Below are 25,616 nucleotides of genomic sequence, written 5' to 3' on the forward strand. Positions count from 1 at the left end.
TGCCGTCGTCAGAAAAATGGTCACGATCCTCAATGCGAGAATGCGTGACCACTATGCTTTAATACTTGACGGTTAATACCGCTGCTTTTTCATTTCTGTAAAACGGTCGTGAGACTTATTCGTCAACGCCACCGATGCAGACATATTTGACTTCGAGGTAATCCTCGACACCGTATTTGGAGCCTTCGCGGCCGACACCGGACTGCTTGAAGCCGCCGAACGGTGCAACCTCGGTCGCCATGACGCCGACATTGACGCCAACCAGACCACTTTCAAGGCCCTCAGCCAGCTTCCAGATGCGCGAGATATCACGCGAGTAGAAGTAGGACGCCAGACCGAATTCGGAATCATTGGCCATCTCAAGCACTTCGTCATCGGTTTTGAACCGGATCAGCGGTGCCATCGGGCCAAAGGTTTCCTCGCGGAAGACCAGCATGTCGCGGTTGGCATCGGCAATCACGGTCGGCTGGAAGAACGAACCGCCTTTTTCATGACGCTTACCACCGGTAAGGATGCGGCCACCTTTGGAAAGGGCATCTTCAATCTGGTTTTCAACCTTCTCAACCGCCTTTTCGGTGATCAGCGGGCCGATGATCACGCCGTCTTCTGCGCCATTGCCCACCGGCATTTCGGCGACCTTGGCAGCGTATTTTTCAGCAAACTCGTCATAAACCGCATCATGAACGAACAGGCGGTTGGCACAGACGCAGGTCTGACCAGCGTTGCGGTATTTCGAAGCAATCGCGCCTTCGACGGCCGCATCGATATCGGCATCTTCGCAGACGATAAACGGTGCGTTTCCGCCAAGCTCGAGGCTGATTTTCTTGACCGTATCGGCACACTGACGCATCAGCAAACGCCCGACCGGGGTCGAACCGGTGAAGGTCAGCTTGCGAACCTTGGCGTTTTCGGTCATTTCCGCGCCAATTTCCTTGGCATCACCGGTGACGACCGAAAGCAGACCTTTCGGCAGGCCGGCACGTTCGGCCAGGATCGCCATGGCAAGAGCGGAATACGGCGTTTCCATTGCCGGCTTGACCACCATCGCGCAACCAACGGCGAGCGCCGGGGCCGCTTTACGGGTGATCATGGCGGTCGGGAAGTTCCACGGCGTGATTGCGGCACAAACGCCAACCGGTTCTTTCAGAACCATGACACGGCGGCCTTCGGCATAGGTCGGGATCACATCACCATAGATGCGTTTGCCTTCTTCGGCGAACCATTGCAGGAAACTTGAGGCATAGGCGATCTCGCCCTTGGCTTCGGGCAGTGGCTTGCCCTGTTCGGCAGTCATCAGCGCGCCAAGATCATCCTGATTTTCCATCATCAGGTCGTACCATTTCATCAAAATGGCAGAGCGTTCCTTGGCGGTGCGTTTTTTCCAGGCCTTTTGCGCCTTTTCGGCAACGTCAACCGCATGGGCAACCGCATCACGGCCAAGCACCGGAACCGTGCCAAGCACTTCGCCGGTTGCCGGATTGGTGACCTGTTCGGTTTTCCCGTCTGGGGCATCGACCCATTCCCCGCCGACATAGGCCTGCTGGGTGAAAAGAGTGGGGTCTTTAAGCGAAATCATTTGAGTGCCTCCGGAAAGCATTATTGGGAGCGACATGATCGAACACTGGTCCCTATCTAGTCTGCTCCGTGGTGGATGCCACATTTTTGCGAGATATTTCCCCAAAGGCAATCGCAAACCGGGCTTGCCACCCGCTTTGCCAGAAGATTGCACATATCTGCAGCCTTCGCGCAGAAATTAGAAGAAACTGCGACACTTACGCAAAAAGGCGGGAACAACCATCGTCGTTCCCGCCGCGATGTCGAATTTGGCCGTGCTGCCAAATGCCTGATGAAAGCCTAGTTTGAAAGCGACCCGAAATAGCCCGGCTGATAGTCAATTGGCAGAAACCGGTCATGAAGCTGCTTAAAGGTTTCATCAGGGCTCAGATCCGCAAACAGATCGGGATGGAACCACTTTGCCATCTGCTGAATGGCAACAAACTGATACGGGCTGTTGTAAAACTGATGCCAGACGGCATGAAAATTCCGTGTCTTTTGCGCATCTATCCCAAGATAGGCCGGACGGGTCGGATAGAATTCAAGCTTCTGCGTAATTTGCTTTTGATCAGCGCCCGGGCCAACCGGCACCCACTTTCCGCCTGGCACATAGACATCCCACATCGCACTGGTCACGATGATATGTGCCGGGTTTGAGACGATCACTTGTTCTGCATTGATCTGACCGAACGTTCCCGGGATCAGGTCCTTGGCAATGTTATCACCACCAGCCAGCTCAACCATCGCACCGAAATTGCTATCGCCAAATGAATGACAGCAATCCTCATAAAATCCGGCGGCACGGTCGATAAAGACCTTGGGGCGTTTTGGTTTTGCTCGCGCCAATCGGTCCGTAACCTTGGCAATTTCAGCAGCACGAAACGCAATCAGTTCCTCGGCGCGTTCTTCCTGGCCAAACAGCTTTCCAAACAGGCGGATGGAGGGCTCAGTATTGATTTCCGGGCTATTGCGGAAGTCGACATAGACCACCGGGATATCAAGTGCGCCAAGCTTTTCGATATAGGCGGCTTCTTCCACCGCGCGCTTGGTTTCAAGATTAAGGAAGACGATATCTGGTTTCTGCGCAATTGTCGTTTCGATATCAATCAGGCTTTGTTCCAGCCCCTCAAAGGCCGGGATGTCCGCAAAGGCCGGAAATCTGGTCAGATAAGCCTGATATGTCGCCGGGTCTGCCTCGATCAGGTCTTTGCGCCAGCCGACAATGTGCTTGGTCGGGTTTTCGCGATCAAGGGCGGCAATAATGTAAAGCTGGCGCCCTTCGCCAAGAACCGCGCGTTTGACCGGCACGTTAACGGCAACCTCACGCCCGGCAACATCGGTGACGGTGATGGTTTCTGCTTTGGCGGGTGCAAGGAAACCCGCGCCCAACAGCAGCGCAACCAGCATTTGAAACAGCTTGCTCATTGTCGTTTTACTCCCCTGGTACTTCCGTCGGGTTTGCCGCGCGATAAACAAACACACGCGTTACCGCGGTCAGCATCAGACCGACGAGATAGACAAAACCGACAAGAAAATAGATGTTTGAAAGTCCGGCACCTTGCGCAAACCAGCCGCCAACTGCGATCCCGGCAATGGATGAAAACTGTGCAGTGCTTTGCGCCAGCCCGAGCAAATGCCCCTGTTTGTGATCAGACGTGCTCCGCGATAGCAGTGCGGTCAGAACCGGCGTTGTTGCACCCAGAAGCATTCCCCACAGGAAATACATCGTGGCAAAGACAATGACAGAACTGGTCACGCCCGCCGTAAAGGTCACGACGACACATCCGGTGATTACCAGACAGATGCCGGTCAAAACCGCGCGCGCGGAGCGGCCCTCAAAACAGCGCGCCCAAAGCGACGCGGTTGTGACAAACCCCATCGCCAAAAGGCCGTAACACAACCCAATAACCCAGTTGCCGACATCAAACGTGCTGAGCACGTAAATCGAGAATGGCGATTGCGTCACCATCCGTGCCAGCAACAGGACACCAATGATCGCAAGCAAGGATATGACCTGTGGTGATCGCAGCATGCTGGGCGCAGTCCGTACGCTTCCGGCTCGATCCGTCTTCGCCCGGACCGGTGCTGAAACAGCCGGAAGCAATGCCCAAACCGAAATCATGCAAATCGCACACAGGATGGCAGCAGAGAAATTGATCCAAAAGAAGCTGGCGAGATCAAGGATCACCCCGCCGACCAACGCCCCGCCCAACGAGCCGAGATTGGTTGAAACCTGCAAATAGGCAAACAGCTTCGCCCGGCGTGCGGGGCTTTCGATGCTAACACCATAGGCCTGCGCTGGCGCGATATAGCCCGCACAGGCGCCTTGCAGGAACCGCAAGATCAGGATCGAGAAAACATCGCCGGCAAAGGCAAGTGCAAGTTGGGTTGCGGCCAAACCAAACAGAGCCCGCATCATCATCGCCTTGTGCCCGAACCGATCCCCCATGCGCCCCCAAAAGGTGCTGGTCAACATGATGCCCAGCATCGGCCCGACATACACACCGATGCTGGCAATGGAAAACAGATCATCTGAACGGGTCATTGAACGCAGATGAACGGGCCAGAACGGCCCGCTCATTTCCATAGCGCCCATCGACACCAGTTGCAGGACAAACAGGAGATGGATTTTCCATCGCACCGGCATCGTGTCCCTGAAGTGCAAGACCATTATGCAGAGGCCTCTTTGCCCATCGGATTTGGCAATTGATGCTGAACACGGTAATCGGCGTATTTCTGCAAATGCATCCGAAGAACCGAGCGTGTTGACCAACCTGCCTCAAGGAAAGTTTTGCGTTCTTCCTGCCAGAATGCATCGTTTCCAATGCGCGCTTTACTTTGATAAAACACGCGTTCGGTTTCTTCGCGCATGACATGCCACAAACGATCGTCGTCCAGCCCGTAATGGGATGTCAGTGACATTGCCATTTCGTGCAAGTGACAGACGTAACAAGCATCAATCACAAAGGATCGAACCGGTTCGATGTCATCATCGAACACGGTCGGCAGGATGCCCGTGTAGTAATAGGACTTAAGCTCCAACCCTTGGGCATTGAGCAGCGGCGCGAAGGTCCGTCCATCACCAAAGTCGCGGATCAACATGCGAACAGGATTGCCGTCTTCGTCAAACAGGATGGATGTGTTTTGCTGATGAGCTTCGAGCGCGATGCCATAAAGCATGTAAATCTGCAGCACCGGCTTCAGAACAATCTGCACGTAATGCCGGAAGAAACCGCTAACATCAAGATCAGCATCTACTGCACAAGCCCGATCAACCATTTCGGCAATCAGCGGTCGTGCGCCATCAGGCGTACGCGTCAATAGCGCTGCGACCGTTACCGGCAGCAATCCATCACTGCGATCAAACAACGTGTTGGTGGATCTGAAAATAACCGAGAGCAGTTTGCCCTCGGCATCATCCTGACGCTCGGCATGTTTGTAATGGATGCCGATATCTTCGGTGAAAAATTCCAGCAAATTGTCAAAGCCGTTTTCCTTTGCAAGGATTTGGCTGATCACTGTGCTGGACCGTGGTCCCATATGGATTGATTTCGCCTGAAGGCTACGCAGTTCACTAGTCAACCAGATCGCGATGGGCAATTTGATGAAGGGATCAATCGCTGCATCAACTGGCAGCATGGTCCGAAAAGACATGCTGGGTCGTGTTTGAATGTCGGGTCCATCGACGATCAGGATTTCATCAGAAATCAGATCAGCGAAATGACTTTTGACATGGTTTTCCAGATGCCAGCTATGAATTGGCAGTGGCAAATAGTCGTCTACCGATAGTCCCTTGGCCTCCAATGCAGTACGCCACTCGCCGTAAACACGACCCAGCTTATGGGCAATCCATACATAAATATCTGTAACACCCGCCATTAACTCAACATGGGTCATGTCACTGCGAATGGCTGCAAGGCGGACAGGGACTTCGGCGGCAAATTCCGGAGAAAGTTCGCGAACTTCCGACTGTGAGAGGTTTGGTTTGGTTTTCCAGGTCGGGTAAAATGGATGGCCTTCAAGCGACCCCCATTGATCAAGCAAGATGGCCGCTGTACGCGGATCTTTGCTTTCGCGCCAAAGCGCGATCAGACCATCCACACCGGCATCTGCCATTTCCGAAAGTAGCTCTACATTCCAGCTTGCCCTATGCTGACGCGCCAATGCGTCATTCTCGACGCTGTTTTGAATGTCGAGCTTAAGCTTTTCAGCCCCGATGTCAGCTGGTTCAAAGTCGAATTCCGGCAGAAGCGCACCAATCAAATCTACAACATCTGAAATCCTCCGCCATTGGCCATCAACACCTTCGATCTTGACGTCACCTTCATTGACAAAGGTGTTGGCAGGCGCGCTGCGCAGGACTTCGAACCAGATTGTTTCACCGTTCGACAATGCCAAAAGAGCTGAGCGGTCCATGCTTGAAAATTCAAGCCGCGCCGGATCAACGATGTTTTCGGCAAAGACGCAGCGAATGATGCGCGTGATCGCATTGCGCTGTGCCAAGCTCAATGCATCCCCCATCGTGAATTCAGATGAGTTTGTCGTTTGCGTTGCCTGAATTGGAAGTTCCTTGTTCATAGCTTGTGTCCTTCCTTCGGCCAGCTGTGGGGGAAGTAGTCGAGTGAAGATTTGGCAAGTCCGCCCATATAGGTGACGCACCAGTCAAAAATTTCTTCGATATGGGGAAGCGGAACCGAAAGCCGCCGCCCCATTTCGACAAGAAGGGCCAAGCCAAAGGCGACATCTTCTTCAAACGCACGGCTTTTCGGATCCATGATCAAGTTTTCTGATGAAGGGGTATCGGGGATCAGAGGTGCATGAATTCCGGCATAGGCCTGATTACTGCGCAGGACTGAGAGCATCGTATTGCTATCCTGAATTTGATCGCCATAGGCATCGACGATTTCATCCTTGAGCGGACGAACCGAGGATAGATCGACCGAAAGTTCCCGTTCAATCACCTTGCAAAGCTGCTGGCTTTCGCCATCACATCGTTCAAGGAAATAGGCTCCGATTTCCGGGCATTCCGACCACCAACAAATCGGCTTGCCAAACTGCCGATTATGCCACTGTCCGAACGGCCCGATCAGCCCATAAATCACCGAGCTGTGCATGATCGGATTGCCCGGTGTCAGCGTGATCTCGAGAAAGCTTTCAAGCATCACGACCGGAGCTTCGTAAAGCCGATTTAAATGCGCCAGCAACTGATCACGGCTTAGATCAACTTCCCGGTCATGGGTCGCAGCATGAAGCGTTGCCTTGGGCCCGCCCATGCGGACCGAACGGCCCGGATCAAGCTCGAACGCCGTGTGAGGCACATCCTTCATACCCCAAATCACGACATTGGGCAGGTCCCCCAATATCCTTTCCGCCAACCAGTCAAAGCCACAAAAGCCGGGAGTGGAGCCGACAAAGACCGGTTTTTCAGTTGCGACATAAGGGGCGATTTGCTCAAGCAACGCCATTCTGGCATGGGCCGGAAGCGTCACAATGATCACATCCGCATCGGGAATGACATCAGCGGCATTCGTGCTAACCCGGTCAAAATGCGCGGAAATTTGCCTGTTATCGGGCAAATGAGCCACAACAGGGTTACCCGAATTATGGGCGACCAAGACATTCGGGTTTCCGGTTAAAAGATTGACCGTCACGTCAGACAATTGTTTGAACAGGACAGCATTGAGATGCCCTGTTCTACCACCACCGCAGATCGTCACGGTAAGCGGGGTTTGAGGTGTGCTTTGGATCGTCATTGCTCATACTCCGACGTGCTTGCGACAAATCTATCTGCCATCGGCAAAGCAGGAACAAATCCACCCAAAACTGAAAGCGGTACCGAACTGCACGCCACCCAATCTGATGGAATGTGATGACGCGTTGTTTTCGGCGGATAGAGCAATCCACTATGCGCTCGCCTTCGGATTTCATCGGGTGTGACGATGAAATCCGGACGTCGGCTTTCGACTTGAATGGCTTGATAGTCTGCCAGAATACAGGGAACATATGTCAGCCTGACCTGGCGCGCGACGGACAAGCGATGATGCCCGTCCATCACGATCAGATCTTTCCATTCGACGACTATCGGTGTCGTCCAGTTGCCCGCCGCCATGATCTGTCCGCGAACATGATCCGCATTTGACGGAACATGTTCCTCGTGACGGCGCAGGCGATCGGTTTCAATCAGAACAATTGGCAGATGTGTCTTTGAGACGGCTGTCATGCCACATCTCCGACCGGAACATACCCGGCATTGGCATAGGGCCGATGAATTGGCAACCAGCGCGCCAATTTCTGCCAGATTGACGGATCTAGCAGCTTGCGTTCTGCCAGCCATGCTTCGTTGAAAACGGTATGAAGGTACTTTTCCCCACCATCGGCAATAGTGCAAACGACCGTGCCTGAAAGTTTGCCGGAATGGATAAGTTCAAGCGCCTTATAGATCGCGCCACCGGTCGAACCACCAACAAGAAGGCCAGTGTTTTGCGCCAGAAAACGTGCCGTTTCAAACGCCTCGGCATCGCCGACCTGGGTTCCGATATCAATCACGCTGAAATCAAGGACCTTGCCGATTTCATCACCCTTGGGGGTTCCGGTACCTGATTGATAATACGGATGCCCCGGCTGACCAAAGACGATGGATCCTTTGGGCTCCACACCCACGGTGGTGATGTTTGGGTTGAAATGCTTAAGCCCGGTGGCAATCCCGGTCAGCGAACCGCCCGTTCCCGTGCAGCCACAAAACGCATCGACCTTGCCATTGGTTTGTTCAAGAAGCTCGTCAACAAAACCGCGATAACCTTCCGGGTTGGCGGGGTTGTCGGACTGGTTCATGAAGATGGCACCGGGAATGGTGCTTCCCAGTTCGGCAGCTAGTCGTTGGCGTTCAACAACGGCGACTTCGTCTTCGGCATAGTCACCTTCAACGAAGCGAAGCTCTGCCCCCATTGATTTCATGACCGCCAATTTGTCCGGGGCTGCGTGATGGTCGACCACGGCAATAAAGCGAAAACCAAGTTCGGCCGCAACGATTGCCAAGCCAATACCGGTATTGCCCGAAGACGATTCAACGATTGTCCCGCCCGCCGAAAGTCTGCCATCGCGGATGGCCGCCATGACCATGCTGCGCGCCATGCGGTCTTTCATGCTGCCGCCGGGATTGTTCTTTTCGATTTTAAGCAACAGCCGTGCATTCGGGGCTGCTACTGGGACCTCCATAAGTGGTGTATTTCCAATCAGATTGCTTACCTTCGTCTCTATCATCGGGATGCTCCCTTGTGATCGTCCGATTGAACTGTCGCCAGATCGGCGCTGATGGAAACGCGGCGCGGCATTGGCACCCTGTGGAATTCATTTTCCAGAAGGTCCATCTGATAGCCGGCCGTGTTGGCGTAAACGAGCAAGTCGCCCGCTGACGGTTGGAATGGGAATGGCAGAAGGCGGTTGGTGATAACGTCTTCTTCAAGACAGCTATGGCCCGCGATATAGGCCCGCACCGGACCATTCTGCTCACGGGTCGAACTGGCGCATGACACCAAGATCGGATCGATCAGAAATTCCGATGCGAACCAGGTTTCACACGCGCTAAAGCTGCTGCCTTCGACAAACAGAACAAAGCTGCCATCAGGCTGGCGTTTGGTGCGTGCAATCCGAAAGACCGTGATTGCCGATTGATCAACAAGGCTCCTGCCCGGCTCAAGCGCCAGGGTGATGCCTTCGTCTTTCAGATATTGCGCAACCGATTTGCCATTTGGTCCGGCAGCCGACAGGAATTGATTGAGCCAATCATCAGCTTCATTTGGTCCGCCATAGGGGTAATAGGATCCCGGCACCTTGCCATTGCGATAGTGGCTTGATGGTTGCGCTTCAATGAAGTCAGTGTAGGTCGCGGTCTCAAGATAACGGATCGGAAGACCACCACCGATATCAACCATCTCGACGCGCAGCCCGTATTCACGGGCCACCATAATCCAGTCGGAAAGCTCTATCAGGGCCTGAACGCGGTTATCGGCCTGATATCCGCCAAGATGGAAATGGAACCCTTCAAACGCCAAATGGTTTGAGTTTTGCGCAACGACCTGCAAGCACGCATGAAGTTGTTCATGGGGAATGCCAAACCGGCTGTACTTGTTGCTGGTCGGGCGGAACCGCAAAAGAATGCGGGCCTTGGTCCCGGACACGTCGTCGGGCAAAAGCGCCAGCAGGTCCTGAAGTTCTTCGAATGAGTCGATGGAAATCAAGGCATTTAGGGCAATCAGTTCGCGATGAAATACATCGCCCTTTGCCGGACCGGATGCACAAAGATCCGAACCATGACACCCCGCCTCCAAGGCATCGCGAAGTTCAAAACGGCTTGAGACATCGACACCCAGACCGCATTGAACGGCCTCGGCAACAAGTGAATACGACTTATTCACTTTTGCGGCATAAAAAATTTTCGACTTCACGGCATGCGCATCCAGTACGCCTGCCAGTCGTGCGTGATTGATCTCGATGGTATGGGGAAACACCACATTTAAGGGCGATCCATACGTTCCGACCCAATCGTGCAGTTTGCTCTGTTGTTCGGTCGCCAAGGTCTGAATGACCGGATCAAGGAGTGGCTCCAGGATCGGCAATCTGGTTTCCTGAACGAAACCCGGTTTGTGTAAAGATTGATGGTTCATACGCTCCGTCCCATGACCCTTTGGGGTCTCTTTGCCAATTGACTTGGCTTGGAACAGGTGGCCCCACGACGGGACCACCTGATAAAAATCAGAAGTCCGCCGTAACCGTCAGCAAAGCTGTGCGAGGTGCGCCAAGTGAGAGCAGTCTGTAATCGTTGACGCCTGACCAGTATTTTTCGTTTGTCACATTCTGAACTGATGCGCGCACCGTCAACGGCGTTCCATACAGCTCAGTTTTGTACCGAGCACCAAGGTCAAGGGTCGTCCAGTCGGGAATACCCTGCACATTGTTTGTATCCACGAACTGTTCAGATGTGTGGGTAACCGTACCGCTTAGCGTCAAGCCATCCACAAACGGGGTATCCCATTCACCAACAAGGTTGATCTGCATTTCAGGCGTACCAACCGGCCGCTTTCCTTTGTTTGAAGAAATAACTGCTTTGGTGATTTCGGAATCGAGAAACATCACGCCGCCCATCAAGCGAACTTCATCGGTGACCTCGCCAAATACGTTAAGCTCGATACCGCGATTACGCTGTTCGTTATCGGCACGATAGACGTTCGTATCCGGATCTTCATCAGCACTCGGCTTGGTAATCTGGAACGCCGAAATAGACCCACCGATTGTCCCGAAATCAAGCTTAACACCTGTTTCAATTTGTTTAGCGACATAAGGGGCCATTGCCTCGCCCGAATTCGACGCTGTTGACGGGGCAATGTCGCCCTTGTTCAAGCCTTCAATATAGTTGGCGTAAACGGAAACCGTTTCGATCGGCTTGACCACGACCCCTACCATTGGTGAGATCGCACTATCTTTGTACGACGTGCTGACTACACCGTTGCTATAGCTGTCGGACTCGATGGTTTGATGACGAGCGCCAATGGTGAACAGTATCTGTTCATTCCAGAACGACATCGTGTCAGCCAACGCATACCCGGTTAATTTTGTCTCTGAAAGTTTTGGTCGTCCGGTAGGCGCACTGACAGCTATCGGTGCTGAGTACTGTACATTGTAGATGTTTGATGTCGCACCAGTTGCGGAGCTGCCAGTTCCTCGACTTACAGCATCTTGATAATGGGAGGCTTCAAAAGTTGCCTTGTGTGTTACGTCAAGAGTATCGAATTCTCCGCGAACACCTCCACTGGTAGACCAGCGATCTGTCAAAAAGCGGCGATAGGTCAAACCACTTTCTGCATAGTCACCATCCGAGTTCTGTAGGATAGGCGTACCGAACAATCTATCCAATTCAGTACGACCACCACCAAAGGCCCCAAACACTGTCAAGTTATCAAGTGCATCATATTCCGCTTTGATCATACCGGAACGATCAACTGCATCGGACCATTCCCATTCCTGGATGGGGTTTGTTGATCCGTCAGGTGCATCTGGAACGGCAAAAGTCGCTCCGCTGGATATGAAGAATTCTCGTGCTGGAGCATCCAGATTTTCGCGCTGATCAATCAGATCAATAGAAGCCCGGAAGTCATCGCCTTTGTAATCCAAAGCCAGAGCTGCTAGCGATCTCTCACGCGTTTGATGATCAAGATAGGTATCACCATTGTGGTAACCGCCGTTAAAGCGCACGCCAAACTCATCGTTCGCGCCAAAGCGTCGGCTGAAATCAAGGTTGCCACCACCCTGCTCGCCACGGCCGTAATCAACGCTGACCCGGTTCAGGTCTTCGTCTCCTGCACGTTTGGGTACGATATTGATAGCTCCCCCGACAGCGCCGGTGGGGGACATTCCGTTCAACAACGCATTGGGGCCCTTGATCACCTCGATGCGTTCCGCAAGGTTGGAATCAACGCGGAACGTAGGAGCGACCCCATAAGACCCATTAAATCCAACCTCACCGGCGTTAAACAGGTTCACGCCAAACCCACGGATTTGATAGGTATCAAGATTTGATGTTTCTGCATTCGGCGCGCGCACAGACGGATCATATTGCAAGACATCTGCAATGGTTTCGGCCTGCTGATCGGCTATATATTCGCTGGTGTAGCTGGTGATGCTGACCGGGGCGTCCATGATGTCGGTATTACCCAACATGCCCAGACGTCCACCGGTTGCCACCTGCCCACCGGCATAGGCCGGGGCCAGGTCGGATTGCGCGCCAGTGGCTTCGACAATGACCGGATCGGTCACCAATTCGCCACTTGCATTATCCTGCACGGTTGCATCGGTAATGATCAGTGAACGGCTGCCCGCAGCCCGGTAAGACAATCCCGTCCCGCGAATGAGAATGTCAATTGCTGCCGGCACGGAGAGATCCCCGCGAATTTCGCGCGTTCCTGAAATCTCGGGCAGTTCGATCATGTAGGCGATGCTCCAGCCGGAAACATCGCCAATCTGGCTGATGCCATCGGCGATGGAGGTCACGCTCAGATCAAAGCTGTATAGCGCCTGTGCGACTTCGACCTGATTTCCCGACAGGATCTGTTTATTGGTTTCTGCGGCCATCAAACCGGTCGGCAGACCGATAGTAGTCGTCATCAATAACGCCGAGATCAGGACATTCTTTTTTGATTTTGCCTGCTTGGAATACAAAATTCCCACTCCATTCCATGATTGGTTTTTTCAGGCAGGTCCCCCTGCATCTAGAAAAACAAACGAGCGGGAAAAAGAACTCCTCACATGAGGATCACGTTTTTTGCGAATTTTTCGCAATCTTAATAAATAACGGTCAACCAGGGTGAGGTTCTGACAACCTGTCCACCCACGGCAACACCAAGGGTTTCAAGGGATCTGGCCACATCGTCGGTCGGGAAACTCCCCGAAACCGTCTTGTTTCCGATCTCACCCAAAACCATCAAACGCCCCGGCGCAAAATTGTCCAGCCGGGCAATCAGGTCCGCAAGACGCACATTCTGCACGCTAAGACGCCCATGCATCCAGCTTTGAACGGAGGCGATATTAACCGCCTGCTTGACCTGCAGGCCGCCATCCCGGACAGCAACCTGATCGCCCGGCCCCAACAGAACAACGTCATCTGTTTCCACGCCGGTTGAAACCCGCACGGCCCCTTCTTCAACGCCGACCTGTGTGTTGTCTGTCAGGTAATCGACATTAAAGCGCGTCCCGACCACTTCCACCGTCGCGTCACCGGCCTGTACCCGGAACCGATCACCGTCACGATGCACGACATCGAAAAAGGCCTGCCCACGCAGGAGTTCGACATCGCGGTGCCCATCCTCAAAATCGGTTGTCATTGCACTGTTGGCCGCAAGAAAAACGGTTGATCCATCCGTCAGCGTAACTTCGGTGACGGTTTGGGCATTGGTCACAATATCGGCTTCGAAGTTTTCCAATGCATCCGGATTAAGGAAGATACCCACCGCCACAACCGCCGCTGCGGCAACAGAGGTGGTAACAATCCGCGCCGGAGAACACCAATCCAGAACCTTGCGCCAAGCAGAAACCCGGTGCGTATTTACCGCCGCAATGCGTACGGCCGGTTCTTCAACCTGTGCCCACAGAACGCGCATCTGATCATAGGCAAGCCGGTTACCGCGATCAGCATTAAGCCAATCGTCAAATTCGCTTTCCTCTGCGGATGTCAGCGATCCTCCGGCCCGTTTAACGTGCCAAAGTGCTGCTTCATCCTTTTGCGCATCGGTTGGTTGGGTGTCGCCTTGCATTGATCTTATGTCTGTCCACACGTTACCGGCCGCAGAAACAACCACGGGGCTGTTCTGTGATGTCTATACCTAATAAACGGATAACAGGGAAACATCCTCAAGCCGTTATCGCCAAACATTTCAGTCAGCATCACGATAGGCCTCCAACCGTTGCTGACAATGACGCATTGTGCGTGCGAGCTGCTTTTCCACCGCACTGACCGAAATGCCATACTTCTTTGCCAGCTTCGCGTTCGACACGCCCTCTACCCTATGCAAGACAAACATCTCGCGTGCCTTGGGGGAAAGTTCCTGCAAAGCCTGATCAAGTGCAGAAAGCGCCTGGCGTGACTGGGCATGTTCCTGGGGCGAAGACGTTTCCTTTTGCCAAAGCTGTGTTGGCAAAATGCGGCTCATGACATTTGTACGCCCGGCATTGCTGCGGTGATGGTCAATCACGGCATTGCGTACAGACGCATACAGAACCTTGACGTTTTCTTCCTCTGTTCCATGATCACCGGATCGCAGGAGCCGCGCATAAACATCCTGCACGATCTCAAGTGCGGTCTCACGATCTCCGACGCGCCGGTTCGCCATCGACACCAATTGTCGACGGTGATCCTCAAACAGCTTTGAGAGCGTGTTCTGCCAGCGCTTCATATTCAGATAATACCACCACCCATTGGTCACCCCTGACCGCGCCTGTTTGATCCAAAGTCACAAAACAGCCGGGTGACGCAACCTAGCAACAATGATAATCATTAGCAATCGCAAAACTTATAACGACCTTCAACACCGCAGATTCCGGGATACTTCCAGCTCTTTTTTTCAGTTTTAACCGATTCACTCGGATTTACCTGCCTGATTGCAAATGAAATAAAGCATCAGAAACCCCACTTCCCCATATGGCACTCAACAATATTTCAGTAATTACAATCTGTTACAAACCCGCAAGTGACGTTCGTTATCGAAAATTTCAAATCATCATAATTTTCGCTTGCAATTATTTTAGGCCATCCGTAACTTTTGTGAAACAACAGAACGGCAGTTGAGAACAGCTGTCACAAATAAGAGCAATTGGGGAGGAATCGGTTGCTCACTCCAGAAACATTTGACATCGCCATCATTGGCGGTGGGATCAATGGCACGGGCATCGCCCGTGATGCGTCGGGGCGCGGACTGAGCGTTTATCTTTGTGAAAAAGATGACCTTGCCAGCGCGACCTCGTCGGCCAGCACGAAGCTGATCCATGGTGGCCTGCGCTATCTTGAACATTATGAATTCCGCCTTGTGCGTGAGGCGCTGATTGAGCGCGAAGTTCTGCTGCGCGCCGCTCCGCACATCATCTGGCCACTTCGTTTCGTCCTGCCGCATGTAAAGGGCCTCCGCCCGGCATGGATGATCCGCCTTGGTTTGTTCCTGTATGACCATCTTGGTGGGCGCGAAAAGCTGCCCGGGTCCGAAGGCATCAAGCTTGCCACCCACCCGGCCGGTGCCCCGCTGGTCAAGGGCATGGAAAAGGCATTTGTCTATTCCGATTGCTGGGTTCAGGACGCCCGTCTTGTGGTTTTGAATGCCATGGATGCGCGCGCACGCGGGGCTGATATCGAAACGCGCACCGAATGTGTTTCGGCCAAACGCGAAGGCGATCTGTGGACTGTTACCCTGCGCGATATCGATACCGGCTCGGAAAAAACCATCAAAGCCAAATCACTGGTCAATGCCGCAGGGCCCTGGTGTGCGGAGCTTCTTGAAAGCCGGGTTGAGGCCAAGAAGAAACAGGGCATTCGCATGGTTCAGGGCAGCCACATTGTGGTGCCCAAACTGTTTGACCATGAATATTGCTATATCTTCCAGAACCCGGACGGGCGCATTGTCTTTGCCATCCCCTACGAGCAGGACTTTACCCTGATCGGCACCACGGATCGCGATTACAAGGGCGATCCGGCCAAGGTCGCGATTAGTGCTGATGAAACCAAATATCTATGCGAGCTGGCCAACACCTATTTCGAAAAGAAAATCACCACCGATGATGTTGTCTGGGCCTATTCCGGCGTTCGCCCGCTTTATGGCGATGGCAGCGAAGACGCATCGCAGGTAACCCGCGATTATGTTCTGGAAATTGACCGGGGCAATCAGACCGATGATGGTGCACCGCTTCTAAACATCTATGGCGGCAAGATTACCACCTATCGCAAGCTGGCTGAATCCGCGATGAGCAAGCTTTGCCCGCTGCTTGGCCGCGATGACACACGCTGGACGGCGGAAAAACCGCTTCCGGGCGGTGATATCCCCGATGCGGATTTCGAGCGGTATCTTACCGCGATGCACAAGAAGTTTCACTGGATTCCGGACGCACAAATCTACCGCTACGTGCAAAACTACGGCACACTCACCAACACGATCATAGGCGACGCCAGTGATCTGAAAGGGCTTGGAAAGCACTTGGGTGACGACGTATATGAGTGCGAATTGCGCTATCTGGTGGATCAGGAATGGGCCAGAACGGCCGATGATATTTTGTGGCGCCGCTCCAAATTGGGGCTGCACCTTTCGGATGAGACGCGTAATGCCATTGTCCAATGGTTCAAAACCGAACCGACATCGAAAAACACCGTGAAAGCGGGCGAAGGAAATACTGGAAAATGACCCTTACGCTTGAAAACATAACCAAGACCGTGGGTGGGGAGACCCATATCGACGATGTGTCGATGACGCTCGAACCGGGATCGTTCAACGTCCTGCTTGGGCGCACACTTGCCGGGAAAACCACCCTGATGCGGATCATGGCCGGGCTTGAGCCCCCGACCAAGGGCCGCATTCTGGTTGATAATGCCGATGTGACCGGCATGGCCGTGCAAAAACGCAATGTCGCCATGGTCTATCAGCAGTTCATCAACTATCCGTCGATGAACGTTTACGACAATATCGCATCACCGCTGAAGTTGCAGGGTGTTGAAAAGGCCGAGATCGACAAGCGTGTGCGTTCGACGGCTGAACTCATGCATATCGAACATCTGCTTGATCGCCTGCCCCAGGAACTTTCCGGCGGTCAGCAGCAACGTACCGCCATGGCGCGCGCCATGGTCAAGGATTGCAAATTGCTGCTGCTTGATGAGCCGCTGGTCAACCTTGACTACAAGCTGCGTGAAGAACTGCGCGAAGAGATCCCCAACCTTCTGGCTGAACGCGATACCATCGTTGTTTACGCCACGACCGAGCCGATGGAAGCGCTGCTTCTGGGAGGTAAATGTGCGGTCATGCATGAAGGCCGGATGACCCAATTTGGTCCGACGACGCAGGTTTATCACAACCCGGCCTCGGTCGAGACCGGCCTGATCTTTTCCGATCCGCCAATCAACCTGGTTGAAGCCGAAGTGCGCGATGGCGCGATATTCATGAAAAGCGGCCATCAGGTCCCGCTTGCGGGGCATCTGGCAAACCTTGGCAATGGTGATTACACCCTTGGCATTCGCGCCAACCACCTGTCGGTTGATCCGACCGGGGATGACACGGTCGCCATGCAGGGACAGGTCGAACTGGCTGAAATCACCGGTTCGGAAACCTTTGTCCATGTGCATTTCAATGATGTGTCCTGGGTCATCCAGGAAGAAGGTGTTCACAACCCGCGCCTTGGCGAAGCCACCCAGTTCTATGTCGACCCGACACGCCTGTTTGCCTTTGATGCGAACGGTGCGCTCGTGGCCGCGCCGCCGGTCGAAGTCACCAACGGCAAAGCGGCGTGAGGAAGAGTAAGTAAAATGGCACGTATTGATCTTAAAAGCCTTGCGCATTCCTACTTCCCCGATCCGAAAACGGACGAGGATTATGCGCTGCGTCGGATGGAACATGTCTGGGAAGATGGCGGGGCCTATGCCCTGCTCGGCCCGTCGGGCTGTGGCAAGACAACTTTGCTGAACATCATTTCCGGTCTTTTGCCCCCGTCACATGGGCAGGTCCTGTTTGACGGCAAGGATGTCACACAACTGGCCCCGGAAGAACGCAACATCGCGCAGGTTTTCCAGTTCCCGGTGATCTATGACACTATGACGGTCTATGACAACCTGGCCTTCCCGCTGCGCAACCGTGGTGTGGATGAAAAGCGCGTTGATGCCCGTGTGCGTGAAATCGCCGGCATGCTAGACCTCACCGGCAAGCTCAAGCAAAAGGCGCGCGGCCTTGGTGCGGATGAAAAACAGACGATCTCGCTTGGGCGTGGTCTGGTGCGTGACGATGTCTCGGCCATTCTGTTTGACGAACCGCTGACCGTGATTGACCCGCATCTGAAATGGGTCCTGCGTCGCAAGCTCAAGGAAATTCACAACAAGCTGCGCCCGACCATGGTCTATGTCACCCATGACCAGGTCGAAGCCCTTACCTTTGCCGACAAGGTCGTTGTCATGTATGGCGGCAAGGTCGTGCAGCTGGGAACCCCGCAGGAACTGTTCGAAAATCCGGCGCATACCTTTGTTGGCTACTTCATCGGAAGCCCGGGCATGAACATCATGGATTGCAAGATCGATGATGGTGCGGCCTGGGTTGATGGGCAGCGTATCGGTCTTTCGGATCGTCACCTTGACGCCATTTCAAAACAGAGCGGCAAGATCGAACTGGGCATTCGCCCCGAATTCCTGACCCTTGAAACCGGCAATGCCGACAAGGGTGCAGACGGGATCGAAGTCAACATCACCAAGGTCGAGGACCTTGGCCAGTTCAAGATCGCGACCACCCGGTTTGGCGCATCTGAAATCAAGGTCAAGCTTGGCGAAGACGAACAGGTTGTCGGCCAGTCCGGCATTCTGCGTTTCGCACCGGAATGGACCAAGCTTTACGCCGACAGTCAGTTGGTCGCGTAAGGGGGGATGAGGAAATGAACAAGATTACCAACAACAAGGCCTGGTTCCTCGTCCTGCCAGTGTTCTTTATCGTCGCGATCAGTGCGATCATTCCGCTGATGACGGTTGTGAACTATTCGGTTCAGGACATTTTCGATCCGCAGACGCGTTTCTTTGTCGGCACCGAATGGTTTGAACAAGTTCTTGGTGACAGCCGCCTGCATGACGCCTTGCTGCGTCAGATCATCTATACCCTTTCGGTTCTGTTTATCGAAATCCCGCTGGGTATTGCGGTTGCACTGACCCTGCCGCGCAAGGGCTGGGGTGTTTCGGCATCGATGGTTCTGCTGGCCCTGCCGTTGCTTATTCCATGGAACGTTGTCGGCACCATCTGGCAGATCTTTGGCCGTGCAGACATTGGTCTGGGTGGCTATCTGATCAACCTGATGGGCATTGATTACAACTATGCCCAGAACCCGATGGATGCCTGGCTGACCGTGCTTGTCATGGATGTCTGGCACTGGACCAGCCTGATTGTGCTGCTGTGCTATGCCGGTTTGCGCTCCATCCCGGATGCCTATTATCAGGCGGCCAAGATTGACGGCGCATCGCGCTGGGCCGTGTTCCGCTTCATTCAGCTGCCGAAGATGCAGTCGGTTCTCGTGATCGGTGTTCTGCTGCGCTTCATGGACAGCTTCATGATCTATACCGAGCCGTTCGTCCTCACAGGTGGCGGTCCGGGTAACGCAACCACCTTCCTCAGCCAGTTCCTGACCCGGATGGCAGTCGGTCAGTTTGACCTTGGTCCTGCTGCGGCCTTCTCGCTGGTCTACTTCCTGATCATTCTGTTGGTTTGCTGGGTTTTCTATACCGTCGTGATGAACGCCGGAAAGCAGGGGGAACAATAAAATGCAGTTCCAGAAACGTCATATCGGACTTCTTCTTTATATCCTGTTCCTGTTGGTTCCGATCTATTGGCTGTTCAACATGTCGATCAAGACCAATACGGAAATCCTGGGCGCAATGACCCTGTTCCCGGACAATCCGACATTGGCCAACTATGCAACCATCCTGACCGATCCGGCATGGTATACGGGGTATATCAACTCGATGATCTATGTCGGCATCAACGTGGTGATTTCACTGGTTGTTGCCCTGCCTGCGGCTTATGCATTTTCGCGGTTCAACTTTACCGGCGACAAGCATCTGTTCTTCTGGCTTCTGACCAACCGCATGGCACCGCCGGCCGTGTTCCTGTTGCCGTTCTTCCAGCTCTATTCAAGTGTCGGCCTGTTTGACACCCATATTGCTGTGGCGCTTGCGCACTGCCTGTTTAACGTGCCGTTGGCGGTCTGGATCCTCGAAGGTTTCATGTCGGGCATCCCCAAGGAAATCGATGAAACCGCCTATGTGGATGGTTATTCGTTCCCGCGCTTCTTTGCCACGATCTTCATTCCGCTGATCCGTTCGGGCATTGGTGTAACGGCCTTCTTCTGCTTCATGTTCAGCTGGGTGGAGCTTCTGCTGGCCCGTACGCTGACCTCGGTCGATGCCAAGCCGATTGCCGCCACCATGACCCGTACCGTTTCGGCATCGGGGCTTGATTGGGGTGTGTTGGCAGCCGCGGGTGTTCTCACAATCGTCCCGGGCGCCTTGGTGATCTGGTTCGTTCGCAACTACATCGCCAAAGGTTTCGCGATGGGCCGCGTGTAATCGGAAAACAGGAGGAATATCAAAATGGCATGGATGGCCTGGACCCCGATTACCGCCGCATTCTTTGGCTGCATCTTCTTGATGCTGATCGGGATGGGAATTTGGCAGGCGGTTTCACCGACCGTTCCGCGGCGTGGCTTTTTGCCACTGACCACCACACGCGGTGATCGTCTGTTTATCAGTTTGGTGGGCGCCGCCTACATCCATCTGGGCTGGCTGGCATTTACCGATGCCGCCCTTTGGATCGGCTCCATCATCGCACTTGTCTGGCTCGTCATTGTGATGCGCTGGGGCTAAGTCACCGGAACGGCAGTGCGTCCTACAGCGCTGCCGTTCCTGATCTATTCATTGCGCTGGGCTGTCCGTCTTCCCCCAGTGTTGATGACCGGGTTTACCGGATGAGCAATAAGGAAGACGACCAGGGAGAAAACGACATGATCGTTAAAGCCAAAGGTGCTTCGAGCGTTGTTAAAGGCAGCGCAGTTGCCGTCGCCCTTGGTCTTGCTGTGCTGGCAAACCCGGCCATGGCAGATCAATATACCGACGCAGCGAAGAAATGGGTCGACAGCGAGTTTCAGCCGTCGAGCCTGAGCAAAGACGCCCAGATGGCCGAACTGGAATGGTTCATCAAAGCAGCAGAACCGTTCCGCGGCATGGACATCAACGTGGTGTCCGAAACCATCACCACGCACGAATATGAGTCCAAGGTTCTGGCAAAGGCCTTCTCGGAAATCACCGGGATCAACCTGACCCATGACCTGATCGGCGAAGGCGATGTGATCGAAAAACTGCAGACCCAGATGCAGTCGAACCGCAACATCTATGATGCCTTCATCAATGACTCCGACCTCATCGGTACGCATGCGCGTTATGACGCGGTTGTGCCGCTGACCGACTGGATGGCTGGCGAAGGTTCGGACGTAACATCCCCGACCCTGGACCTTGATGACTTCATCGGTCTGTCCTTCACCACCGGTCCGGATGGCAAGCTTTATCAGCTTCCTGACCAGCAGTTCGCGAACCTGTACTGGTTCCGCTATGACTGGTTCCAGCGTGAAGACCTGCAAAAGCAGTTCAAGGACAAGTACGGCTATGACCTCGGTGTTCCGGTCAACTGGTCGGCTTACGAAGATATCGCCGAATTCTTCACCAATGACGTTGGTGAAATCGATGGCCAGAAAGTCTATGGCCACATGGATTACGGCAAAAAAGACCCGTCACTGGGCTGGCGCTTTACCGATGCGTGGCTGTCGATGGCAGGTGCAGGCGACAAGGGCATCCCGAACGGCCTTCCGGTCGACGAATGGGGTATCCGTGTTGAAGGTTGCGCACCGGCAGGTTCGAGTGTGACCCGTGGTGGTGCTGCCAACGGCCCGGCAGCGGTTTATGCCCTGACCAAATACATTGACTGGCTTAAGGCCTATGCCCCGCCAGAAGCAGCCGGCATGACCTTTGGTGAAGCGGGTCCGGTTCCGGCACAGGGTCAAATCGCACAGCAGATATTCTGGTACACCGCCTTTACCGCGGACATGGCGAAAAAAGGCACCCCGGTTGTGAATGACGATGGCACGCCGAAATGGCGTATGGCCCCGTCCCCGCATGGCCCGTACTGGGAAGAAGGCATGAAGCTTGGTTATCAGGACGTGGGATCCTGGACGCTGATGAAGTCCACCCCGCTTGAGCGCCGTAAAGCTGCATGGCTCTATGCACAGTTCACAACGTCGAAATCGGTTTCGCTGAAAAAGACCCTTACCGGTCTGACACCGATCCGTCAGTCTGACCTGGATACCCAGGCCATGACCGACATCGCGCCGAACTGGGGTGGTCTGGTTGAGTTCTATCGTTCCCCGGCCCGTGTTCAGTGGTCGCCGACCGGTACGAACGTTCCGGATTATCCGAAACTGGCACAGCTCTGGTGGCAGAACGTTGCCGAAGCTGTTACCGGCGAACGGACCCCGCAGGAAGCCATGGACAACCTTGCGAACTCCATGGACCGCGTCCTGCAGCGTCTGGAACGTGCCGGCATCGGTGGCGAATGTGCACCGAAGCTGAACGAAGAGCGTGATGCGCAGTACTGGTACGACCAGCCGGGCGCACCGAAACCGCCGCTCGACAACGAAAAACCGCAGGGTGAGACCGTCAAATATGACGATCTGATCGCGGAATGGCGTGCAGCCCAGTAACTCGGGCTACACTACTGGGGGTGTCGGGGGCGATTTTTTCGCCCCCGACCGTCCCGAGCTTTGTTGATCCCTTTTGATTTTTTCATATCCGACCGCCCGGTATTTTGCGGGCAAAGGTAACGTTTCCATGCGCCTGTTTTCCTCCCCCCGCCGGACTGTTCCCGCTCTTGGCCGTGCTGCCCTCACGGCATTGGCCATGAGCGGTTTTCTTTCCACCGGCGCTGTGGCGTCCTCGGCCCTTGATGACGGCATCAATGCTTATCGCCACGGGGAATTTGAAAAATCGGCGGGCATCTTTTCTTCGCTGGCAGACAATGGCGATGCCACCGCGCAATATCTTCTGTCCTGCCAGACCATCAATGGGGTCGGTGTCGCGGCCAACGAAGATGCCGGCTGGGCGCTGATGGAGCAGGCATCCAAAAACAATAATCCGGATGCCAGCGTTGTCATGGCGCGGCGTCTTGAAGCCATGGGCGGTGACAAGGCTGAAATTCGTGCGCTTTATACCGGTGCCGCCCAACATAACAACACCCAGGCGATGCTGTGGCTGGCCCTTGATGCCCTTGATCAGGGCAACGGCGCAAAGGCCGAAGCCCATCTGAAACAGGCGTGGGAGCTTGGTGATCCGCGTGCGGCCACCCTACTCGCCAACCGTTTTGCCAAAAGCGATATTGATCGCCTGACCTACTTGCGGCGCGCCGCCCAGCACGGTGAAATGCGTGCGGCGGCCTATCTCGCCGAAGAAGCCCGCACAGTTGATGACAAGGCCGAAGCGGTTGGCTGGTGCGCGATTGCGACCGGCATGCCCGGCCATAACGAAGATGTCGACTGGAAAACCATTGGTGATGCGGTGGAGGAAAATTGCGGCCAGTTCGACAAGGACCTGTCGCCAAAAGACCGCGCGATTAACCGCGAACGCGTCGATCACTTCCTGGCCGGGTTTTTCAAGAATTACGAGCCGTGGCAACCGTGGCGGGCCTGCGCGGTCGACTAACCCTGCTTTGATATAGCGCAGGCAAGGGCACTGTTAATCAGCTTCAGATCTTCAGGCGTGTTGACGTTTGTAAAGGGCTCCAGCCCGGAAACCTTATCTTCAAACACCACCCGCGGCGCATCCAGCGCCTGCAACGGTCCGCGCACACGGCGATCATCACGCGCCAGCAAATCCGCAATGACTGAGGCCGCATCGCGGTGCCACATGCTTGAAAGATAATGGTCACGGTCGGCATGGCTGGCAAAGGCAGCTTTGGCTTTTCCAGCTTGGGCTGCGCCCAGCAACCGCCCCAACATATCAAGCGGCACAATCGGGCAATCGACCGGGAAGGTCACCAGCCAGTCAATGCCATCGGGCAGCGCATTCAATCCGCCCAGAATACCCCCCAGCGGCCCCTGCCCCGGTTTGGGCGCATCACCAACCACCGGCAGGCCATAATCCGCAAACGCCTCTGCCCCGGCATTGGATGAAATCATCACCTGATCACATTGCGATTGGGCAACATCAATCACCCGCCCGATCAGGGTTTTGCCGCCGACCTCGCGAAACGCCTTGTTCCCACCCATGCGCCGTGCCTCGCCCCCGGCCAGAACAAGGCCAAGGGTCGGGATGTTGGTGGATCGCACTTGATCAGGTTTCGTCACGGTGTCGGCAAACCTTTGAATTGGGCCACGTAATTTGATGCCCTCATCATAGTCGAGAGCTTGGCGGCATGCATCCACCGTCTTTCCGCAAAAGCATATTCCAGCCCGCCCCATGCTGCACTGCGTCATTTTTACATTGTCGCGGTTAGCGCGTTGAACTAGACTGATTACAGATACTTCGACTTTCCACCTTGATACCGGACGACCGGTATTCCTGATCCGATCAATGGGGACGGTCCCGCAAGACAGGAGGCCCCCATGGCCTGGACAGCGTTGGTTATTGCCGGATTTCTCGAAATTTGCTGGGCGATTGGCCTGAAATACACCGAAGGCTTCACCAAGCCGATCCCAAGCGCGCTTACCATTGCAGCAATCGCGGCGAGTTTCTGGCTGCTTTCAATCGCCATGCGCTCCATCCCGATCGGAACGGCTTATGCGATCTGGACTGGCATCGGTGCGGCGGGTGCCGTGATCTTTGGCATCATCATGGTCGGCGAACCGGCCAACCCCGGACGACTGGTCGCCATCGCACTGATCCTGTCAGGGATCGTGATGCTGAAGCTGTTTAGCCCCAGTTGAGTTACCGCTCCCTTTTTGGTCATTACTTTGTCTCTCCGCAATTATTCGTTCTGCACCTTGATCAAAAAGGACAGAAATGACTTGGTATGCTCTGTCTGTGAACAATCCCGCAAGTATTGCAGCCAACGCACATCCATAAGGGTTTATTAGATTAGTTGTTTCGGAAGCAGGAGTAAGCATCAGAGACTCTCCGCCTTTGACGACGAAAAAAGCAACGAAGCCCGCAGTTATTCCTAAGAATTGATCAGCCGTGATTGAAGGTAAAACTCTACCCAGCTCTTCTTGTTTCAAAACTGCAGGTTTGTTTTTCCTCAAACTTGAGATGGTTGCTCCGACACCACCACAAAAAATCATTGATATTGCTAAAAGTAAATCAGAGCTAAAAAACATTTCATTATTATACGAAAAACTATATCCAAGTCCAAACGAACTACTTACTTCGAGACTCAGCAACCTTTTCAAATCATCCTTATAAGCCTCCTTTTCATTTAGATAGCTATTCAACCTTGAATCAAACATATCACTCGGGATACCGCTCGATGATAAATCTGATATTTGCTCGTTTATTTTTGAGATATTGGAATTCAATACATAATGTATTGAATTACGCGATGACAATTCTGAAACGCATATGACCGAAAATAGAATAAATAGCACGGTCAACGTAGCAATAATGGCAGCGCTTACTTTATTTAGAACACGTTCAACGAATAACGCTGATTTCGAATTCTGATGCTCATCCGATGAAGTTGTCATGTTAACATCCCCCCACAAACCGACACAAATCCATGGTGGAGCAGATCCAAACCCAAGACAATCTAAAATTTAGTTGG

At 54.0% G+C, this 25,616-nt stretch carries 22 protein-coding genes; 9 read left to right on the forward strand and 13 right to left on the reverse strand.

Annotated features, from left to right (window positions below):
• Positions 1-115: 115 nt before the first annotated feature.
• The 11 genes from ACXAIA_RS18535 to ACXAIA_RS18585 all read right to left on the reverse strand — a co-directional run bounded on the left by ACXAIA_RS18535 (position 116) and on the right by ACXAIA_RS18585 (position 14,495).
• Positions 116-1,576 carry an NAD-dependent succinate-semialdehyde dehydrogenase gene (locus tag ACXAIA_RS18535; protein ID WP_475345376.1) on the reverse strand — a complete coding sequence of 487 codons (1,461 nt, stop codon included), beginning with the start codon at positions 1,574-1,576 and terminating at the stop codon, positions 116-118.
• A gap of 278 nt (positions 1,577-1,854) precedes the next feature.
• Entirely contained in the window at positions 1,855-2,979 is a 1,125-nt protein-coding gene (locus ACXAIA_RS18540) for an ABC transporter substrate-binding protein (protein WP_475350653.1), read from the reverse strand.
• Positions 2,980-2,986: 7 nt separating this feature from the next.
• Positions 2,987-4,201, reverse strand: a complete 1,215-nt coding sequence (locus ACXAIA_RS18545; protein WP_475350654.1) for an MFS transporter — start codon at positions 4,199-4,201, stop codon at positions 2,987-2,989.
• 23 nt (positions 4,202-4,224) lie between these two features.
• Positions 4,225-6,132, reverse strand: a complete 1,908-nt coding sequence (locus ACXAIA_RS18550) for an IucA/IucC family protein (RefSeq protein ID WP_475350655.1) — start codon at positions 6,130-6,132, stop codon at positions 4,225-4,227.
• Positions 6,129-7,307: an NAD/NADP octopine/nopaline dehydrogenase family protein gene (locus ACXAIA_RS18555; RefSeq protein WP_475350656.1), complete on the reverse strand. Its 1,179-nt coding sequence runs from the start codon at positions 7,305-7,307 to the stop codon at positions 6,129-6,131. The genes ACXAIA_RS18550 and ACXAIA_RS18555 overlap by 4 nt, the downstream gene beginning before the upstream one ends.
• On the reverse strand, positions 7,304-7,774 hold the full coding sequence (locus ACXAIA_RS18560) for a hypothetical protein (RefSeq protein WP_475350657.1): 471 nt from the start codon (positions 7,772-7,774) through the stop codon (positions 7,304-7,306). The genes ACXAIA_RS18555 and ACXAIA_RS18560 overlap by 4 nt, the downstream gene beginning before the upstream one ends.
• Positions 7,771-8,814: a PLP-dependent cysteine synthase family protein gene (locus tag ACXAIA_RS18565; RefSeq protein ID WP_475350658.1), complete on the reverse strand. Its 1,044-nt coding sequence runs from the start codon at positions 8,812-8,814 to the stop codon at positions 7,771-7,773. Before ACXAIA_RS18565 ends, ACXAIA_RS18560 begins: the two co-directional genes overlap by 4 nt.
• Positions 8,811-10,217 (reverse strand): Y4yA family PLP-dependent enzyme, encoded by a 1,407-nt coding sequence (locus ACXAIA_RS18570; protein ID WP_475350659.1) that lies wholly within the window; start codon positions 10,215-10,217, stop codon positions 8,811-8,813. The genes ACXAIA_RS18565 and ACXAIA_RS18570 overlap by 4 nt, the downstream gene beginning before the upstream one ends.
• Positions 10,218-10,305: 88 nt before the next feature.
• Positions 10,306-12,765: a TonB-dependent receptor gene (locus tag ACXAIA_RS18575; RefSeq protein WP_475350660.1), complete on the reverse strand. Its 2,460-nt coding sequence runs from the start codon at positions 12,763-12,765 to the stop codon at positions 10,306-10,308.
• 122 nt (positions 12,766-12,887) lie between these two features.
• The gene (locus tag ACXAIA_RS18580; protein ID WP_475350661.1) at positions 12,888-13,856 is read right to left on the reverse strand and encodes a FecR family protein; all 969 of its coding nucleotides are present in this window, start codon (positions 13,854-13,856) and stop codon (positions 12,888-12,890) included.
• A 120-nt stretch (positions 13,857-13,976) separates the two neighbouring features.
• Entirely contained in the window at positions 13,977-14,495 is a 519-nt protein-coding gene (locus ACXAIA_RS18585) for an RNA polymerase sigma factor (protein WP_475350662.1), read from the reverse strand.
• Between the two features lie 432 nt (positions 14,496-14,927).
• Here ACXAIA_RS18585 and glpD point away from each other — a divergent pair, with 432 nt between their 5' ends.
• The 8 genes from glpD to ACXAIA_RS18625 all read left to right on the forward strand — a co-directional run bounded on the left by glpD (position 14,928) and on the right by ACXAIA_RS18625 (position 23,560).
• A complete protein-coding gene (glpD, locus tag ACXAIA_RS18590; protein ID WP_475350663.1) occupies positions 14,928-16,484 on the forward strand; it encodes a glycerol-3-phosphate dehydrogenase in 1,557 nt (518 codons plus the stop codon).
• Positions 16,481-17,581, forward strand: coding sequence for an ABC transporter ATP-binding protein (locus ACXAIA_RS18595; RefSeq protein WP_475350664.1), 1,101 nt, complete (start codon positions 16,481-16,483; stop codon positions 17,579-17,581). The genes glpD and ACXAIA_RS18595 overlap by 4 nt, the downstream gene beginning before the upstream one ends.
• Positions 17,582-17,596: 15 nt before the next feature.
• Complete coding sequence (locus ACXAIA_RS18600; protein WP_475350665.1) at positions 17,597-18,691, forward strand: ABC transporter ATP-binding protein; 1,095 nt, start codon at positions 17,597-17,599, stop codon at positions 18,689-18,691.
• 14 nt (positions 18,692-18,705) lie between these two features.
• Positions 18,706-19,578, forward strand: coding sequence for a carbohydrate ABC transporter permease (locus ACXAIA_RS18605; protein ID WP_475350666.1), 873 nt, complete (start codon positions 18,706-18,708; stop codon positions 19,576-19,578).
• Between the two features lies 1 nt (position 19,579).
• Positions 19,580-20,383, forward strand: coding sequence for a carbohydrate ABC transporter permease (locus tag ACXAIA_RS18610; RefSeq protein WP_475345367.1), 804 nt, complete (start codon positions 19,580-19,582; stop codon positions 20,381-20,383).
• A 24-nt stretch (positions 20,384-20,407) separates the two neighbouring features.
• Complete coding sequence (locus ACXAIA_RS18615) at positions 20,408-20,680, forward strand: DUF2160 domain-containing protein (protein WP_475345366.1); 273 nt, start codon at positions 20,408-20,410, stop codon at positions 20,678-20,680.
• Between the two features lie 137 nt (positions 20,681-20,817).
• On the forward strand, positions 20,818-22,566 hold the full coding sequence (locus ACXAIA_RS18620) for an ABC transporter substrate-binding protein (protein ID WP_475350725.1): 1,749 nt from the start codon (positions 20,818-20,820) through the stop codon (positions 22,564-22,566).
• A 196-nt stretch (positions 22,567-22,762) separates the two neighbouring features.
• The gene (locus ACXAIA_RS18625) at positions 22,763-23,560 is read left to right on the forward strand and encodes a tetratricopeptide repeat protein (protein ID WP_475350667.1); all 798 of its coding nucleotides are present in this window, start codon (positions 22,763-22,765) and stop codon (positions 23,558-23,560) included.
• On the opposite strand, the gene mobA is transcribed toward ACXAIA_RS18625, so the two are convergent.
• On the reverse strand, positions 23,557-24,204 hold the full coding sequence (gene mobA, locus ACXAIA_RS18630; protein WP_475350668.1) for a molybdenum cofactor guanylyltransferase MobA: 648 nt from the start codon (positions 24,202-24,204) through the stop codon (positions 23,557-23,559). The genes ACXAIA_RS18625 and mobA overlap by 4 nt on opposite strands.
• Before the next feature lie 258 nt (positions 24,205-24,462).
• Between mobA and sugE the strand changes: the two genes are divergently transcribed.
• Entirely contained in the window at positions 24,463-24,783 is a 321-nt protein-coding gene (gene sugE / locus ACXAIA_RS18635; RefSeq protein ID WP_062955423.1) for a quaternary ammonium compound efflux SMR transporter SugE, read from the forward strand.
• Here the strand turns inward: sugE and ACXAIA_RS18640 are convergent.
• Complete coding sequence (locus tag ACXAIA_RS18640; RefSeq protein WP_475350669.1) at positions 24,745-25,539, reverse strand: hypothetical protein; 795 nt, start codon at positions 25,537-25,539, stop codon at positions 24,745-24,747. The two genes, sugE and ACXAIA_RS18640, sit on opposite strands and share 39 nt — an antisense overlap.
• Positions 25,540-25,616 lie beyond the last annotated feature (77 nt).

The organism is Thalassospira sp. ABL2_045, assembly GCF_056161285.1.

Bases quoted from the DNA above. Each gene is read 5' to 3' on its own strand.
- ACXAIA_RS18560 (WP_475350657.1), bottom strand. From the start codon at position 7,774: ATGACAGCCGTCTCAAAGACACATCTGCCAATTGTTCTGATTGAAACC.
- ACXAIA_RS18580 (WP_475350661.1), bottom strand. From the start codon at position 13,856: ATGCAAGGCGACACCCAACCAACCGATGCGCAAAAGGATGAAGCAGCA.
- ACXAIA_RS18535 (WP_475345376.1), bottom strand. From the start codon at position 1,576: ATGATTTCGCTTAAAGACCCCACTCTTTTCACCCAGCAGGCCTATGTC.
- ACXAIA_RS18540 (WP_475350653.1), bottom strand. From the start codon at position 2,979: ATGAGCAAGCTGTTTCAAATGCTGGTTGCGCTGCTGTTGGGCGCGGGT.
- ACXAIA_RS18605 (WP_475350666.1), top strand. From the start codon at position 18,706: ATGAACAAGATTACCAACAACAAGGCCTGGTTCCTCGTCCTGCCAGTG.
- ACXAIA_RS18550 (WP_475350655.1), bottom strand. From the start codon at position 6,132: ATGAACAAGGAACTTCCAATTCAGGCAACGCAAACGACAAACTCATCT.
- sugE (WP_062955423.1), top strand. From the start codon at position 24,463: ATGGCCTGGACAGCGTTGGTTATTGCCGGATTTCTCGAAATTTGCTGG.
- ACXAIA_RS18595 (WP_475350664.1), top strand. From the start codon at position 16,481: ATGACCCTTACGCTTGAAAACATAACCAAGACCGTGGGTGGGGAGACC.
- ACXAIA_RS18640 (WP_475350669.1), bottom strand. From the start codon at position 25,539: ATGACAACTTCATCGGATGAGCATCAGAATTCGAAATCAGCGTTATTC.
- ACXAIA_RS18615 (WP_475345366.1), top strand. From the start codon at position 20,408: ATGGCATGGATGGCCTGGACCCCGATTACCGCCGCATTCTTTGGCTGC.
- ACXAIA_RS18555 (WP_475350656.1), bottom strand. From the start codon at position 7,307: ATGACGATCCAAAGCACACCTCAAACCCCGCTTACCGTGACGATCTGC.
- ACXAIA_RS18600 (WP_475350665.1), top strand. From the start codon at position 17,597: ATGGCACGTATTGATCTTAAAAGCCTTGCGCATTCCTACTTCCCCGAT.
- ACXAIA_RS18620 (WP_475350725.1), top strand. From the start codon at position 20,818: ATGATCGTTAAAGCCAAAGGTGCTTCGAGCGTTGTTAAAGGCAGCGCA.
- ACXAIA_RS18585 (WP_475350662.1), bottom strand. From the start codon at position 14,495: ATGAAGCGCTGGCAGAACACGCTCTCAAAGCTGTTTGAGGATCACCGT.
- ACXAIA_RS18610 (WP_475345367.1), top strand. From the start codon at position 19,580: ATGCAGTTCCAGAAACGTCATATCGGACTTCTTCTTTATATCCTGTTC.
- ACXAIA_RS18565 (WP_475350658.1), bottom strand. From the start codon at position 8,814: ATGATAGAGACGAAGGTAAGCAATCTGATTGGAAATACACCACTTATG.
- ACXAIA_RS18545 (WP_475350654.1), bottom strand. From the start codon at position 4,201: ATGCCGGTGCGATGGAAAATCCATCTCCTGTTTGTCCTGCAACTGGTG.
- ACXAIA_RS18570 (WP_475350659.1), bottom strand. From the start codon at position 10,217: ATGAACCATCAATCTTTACACAAACCGGGTTTCGTTCAGGAAACCAGA.
- ACXAIA_RS18625 (WP_475350667.1), top strand. From the start codon at position 22,763: ATGAGCGGTTTTCTTTCCACCGGCGCTGTGGCGTCCTCGGCCCTTGAT.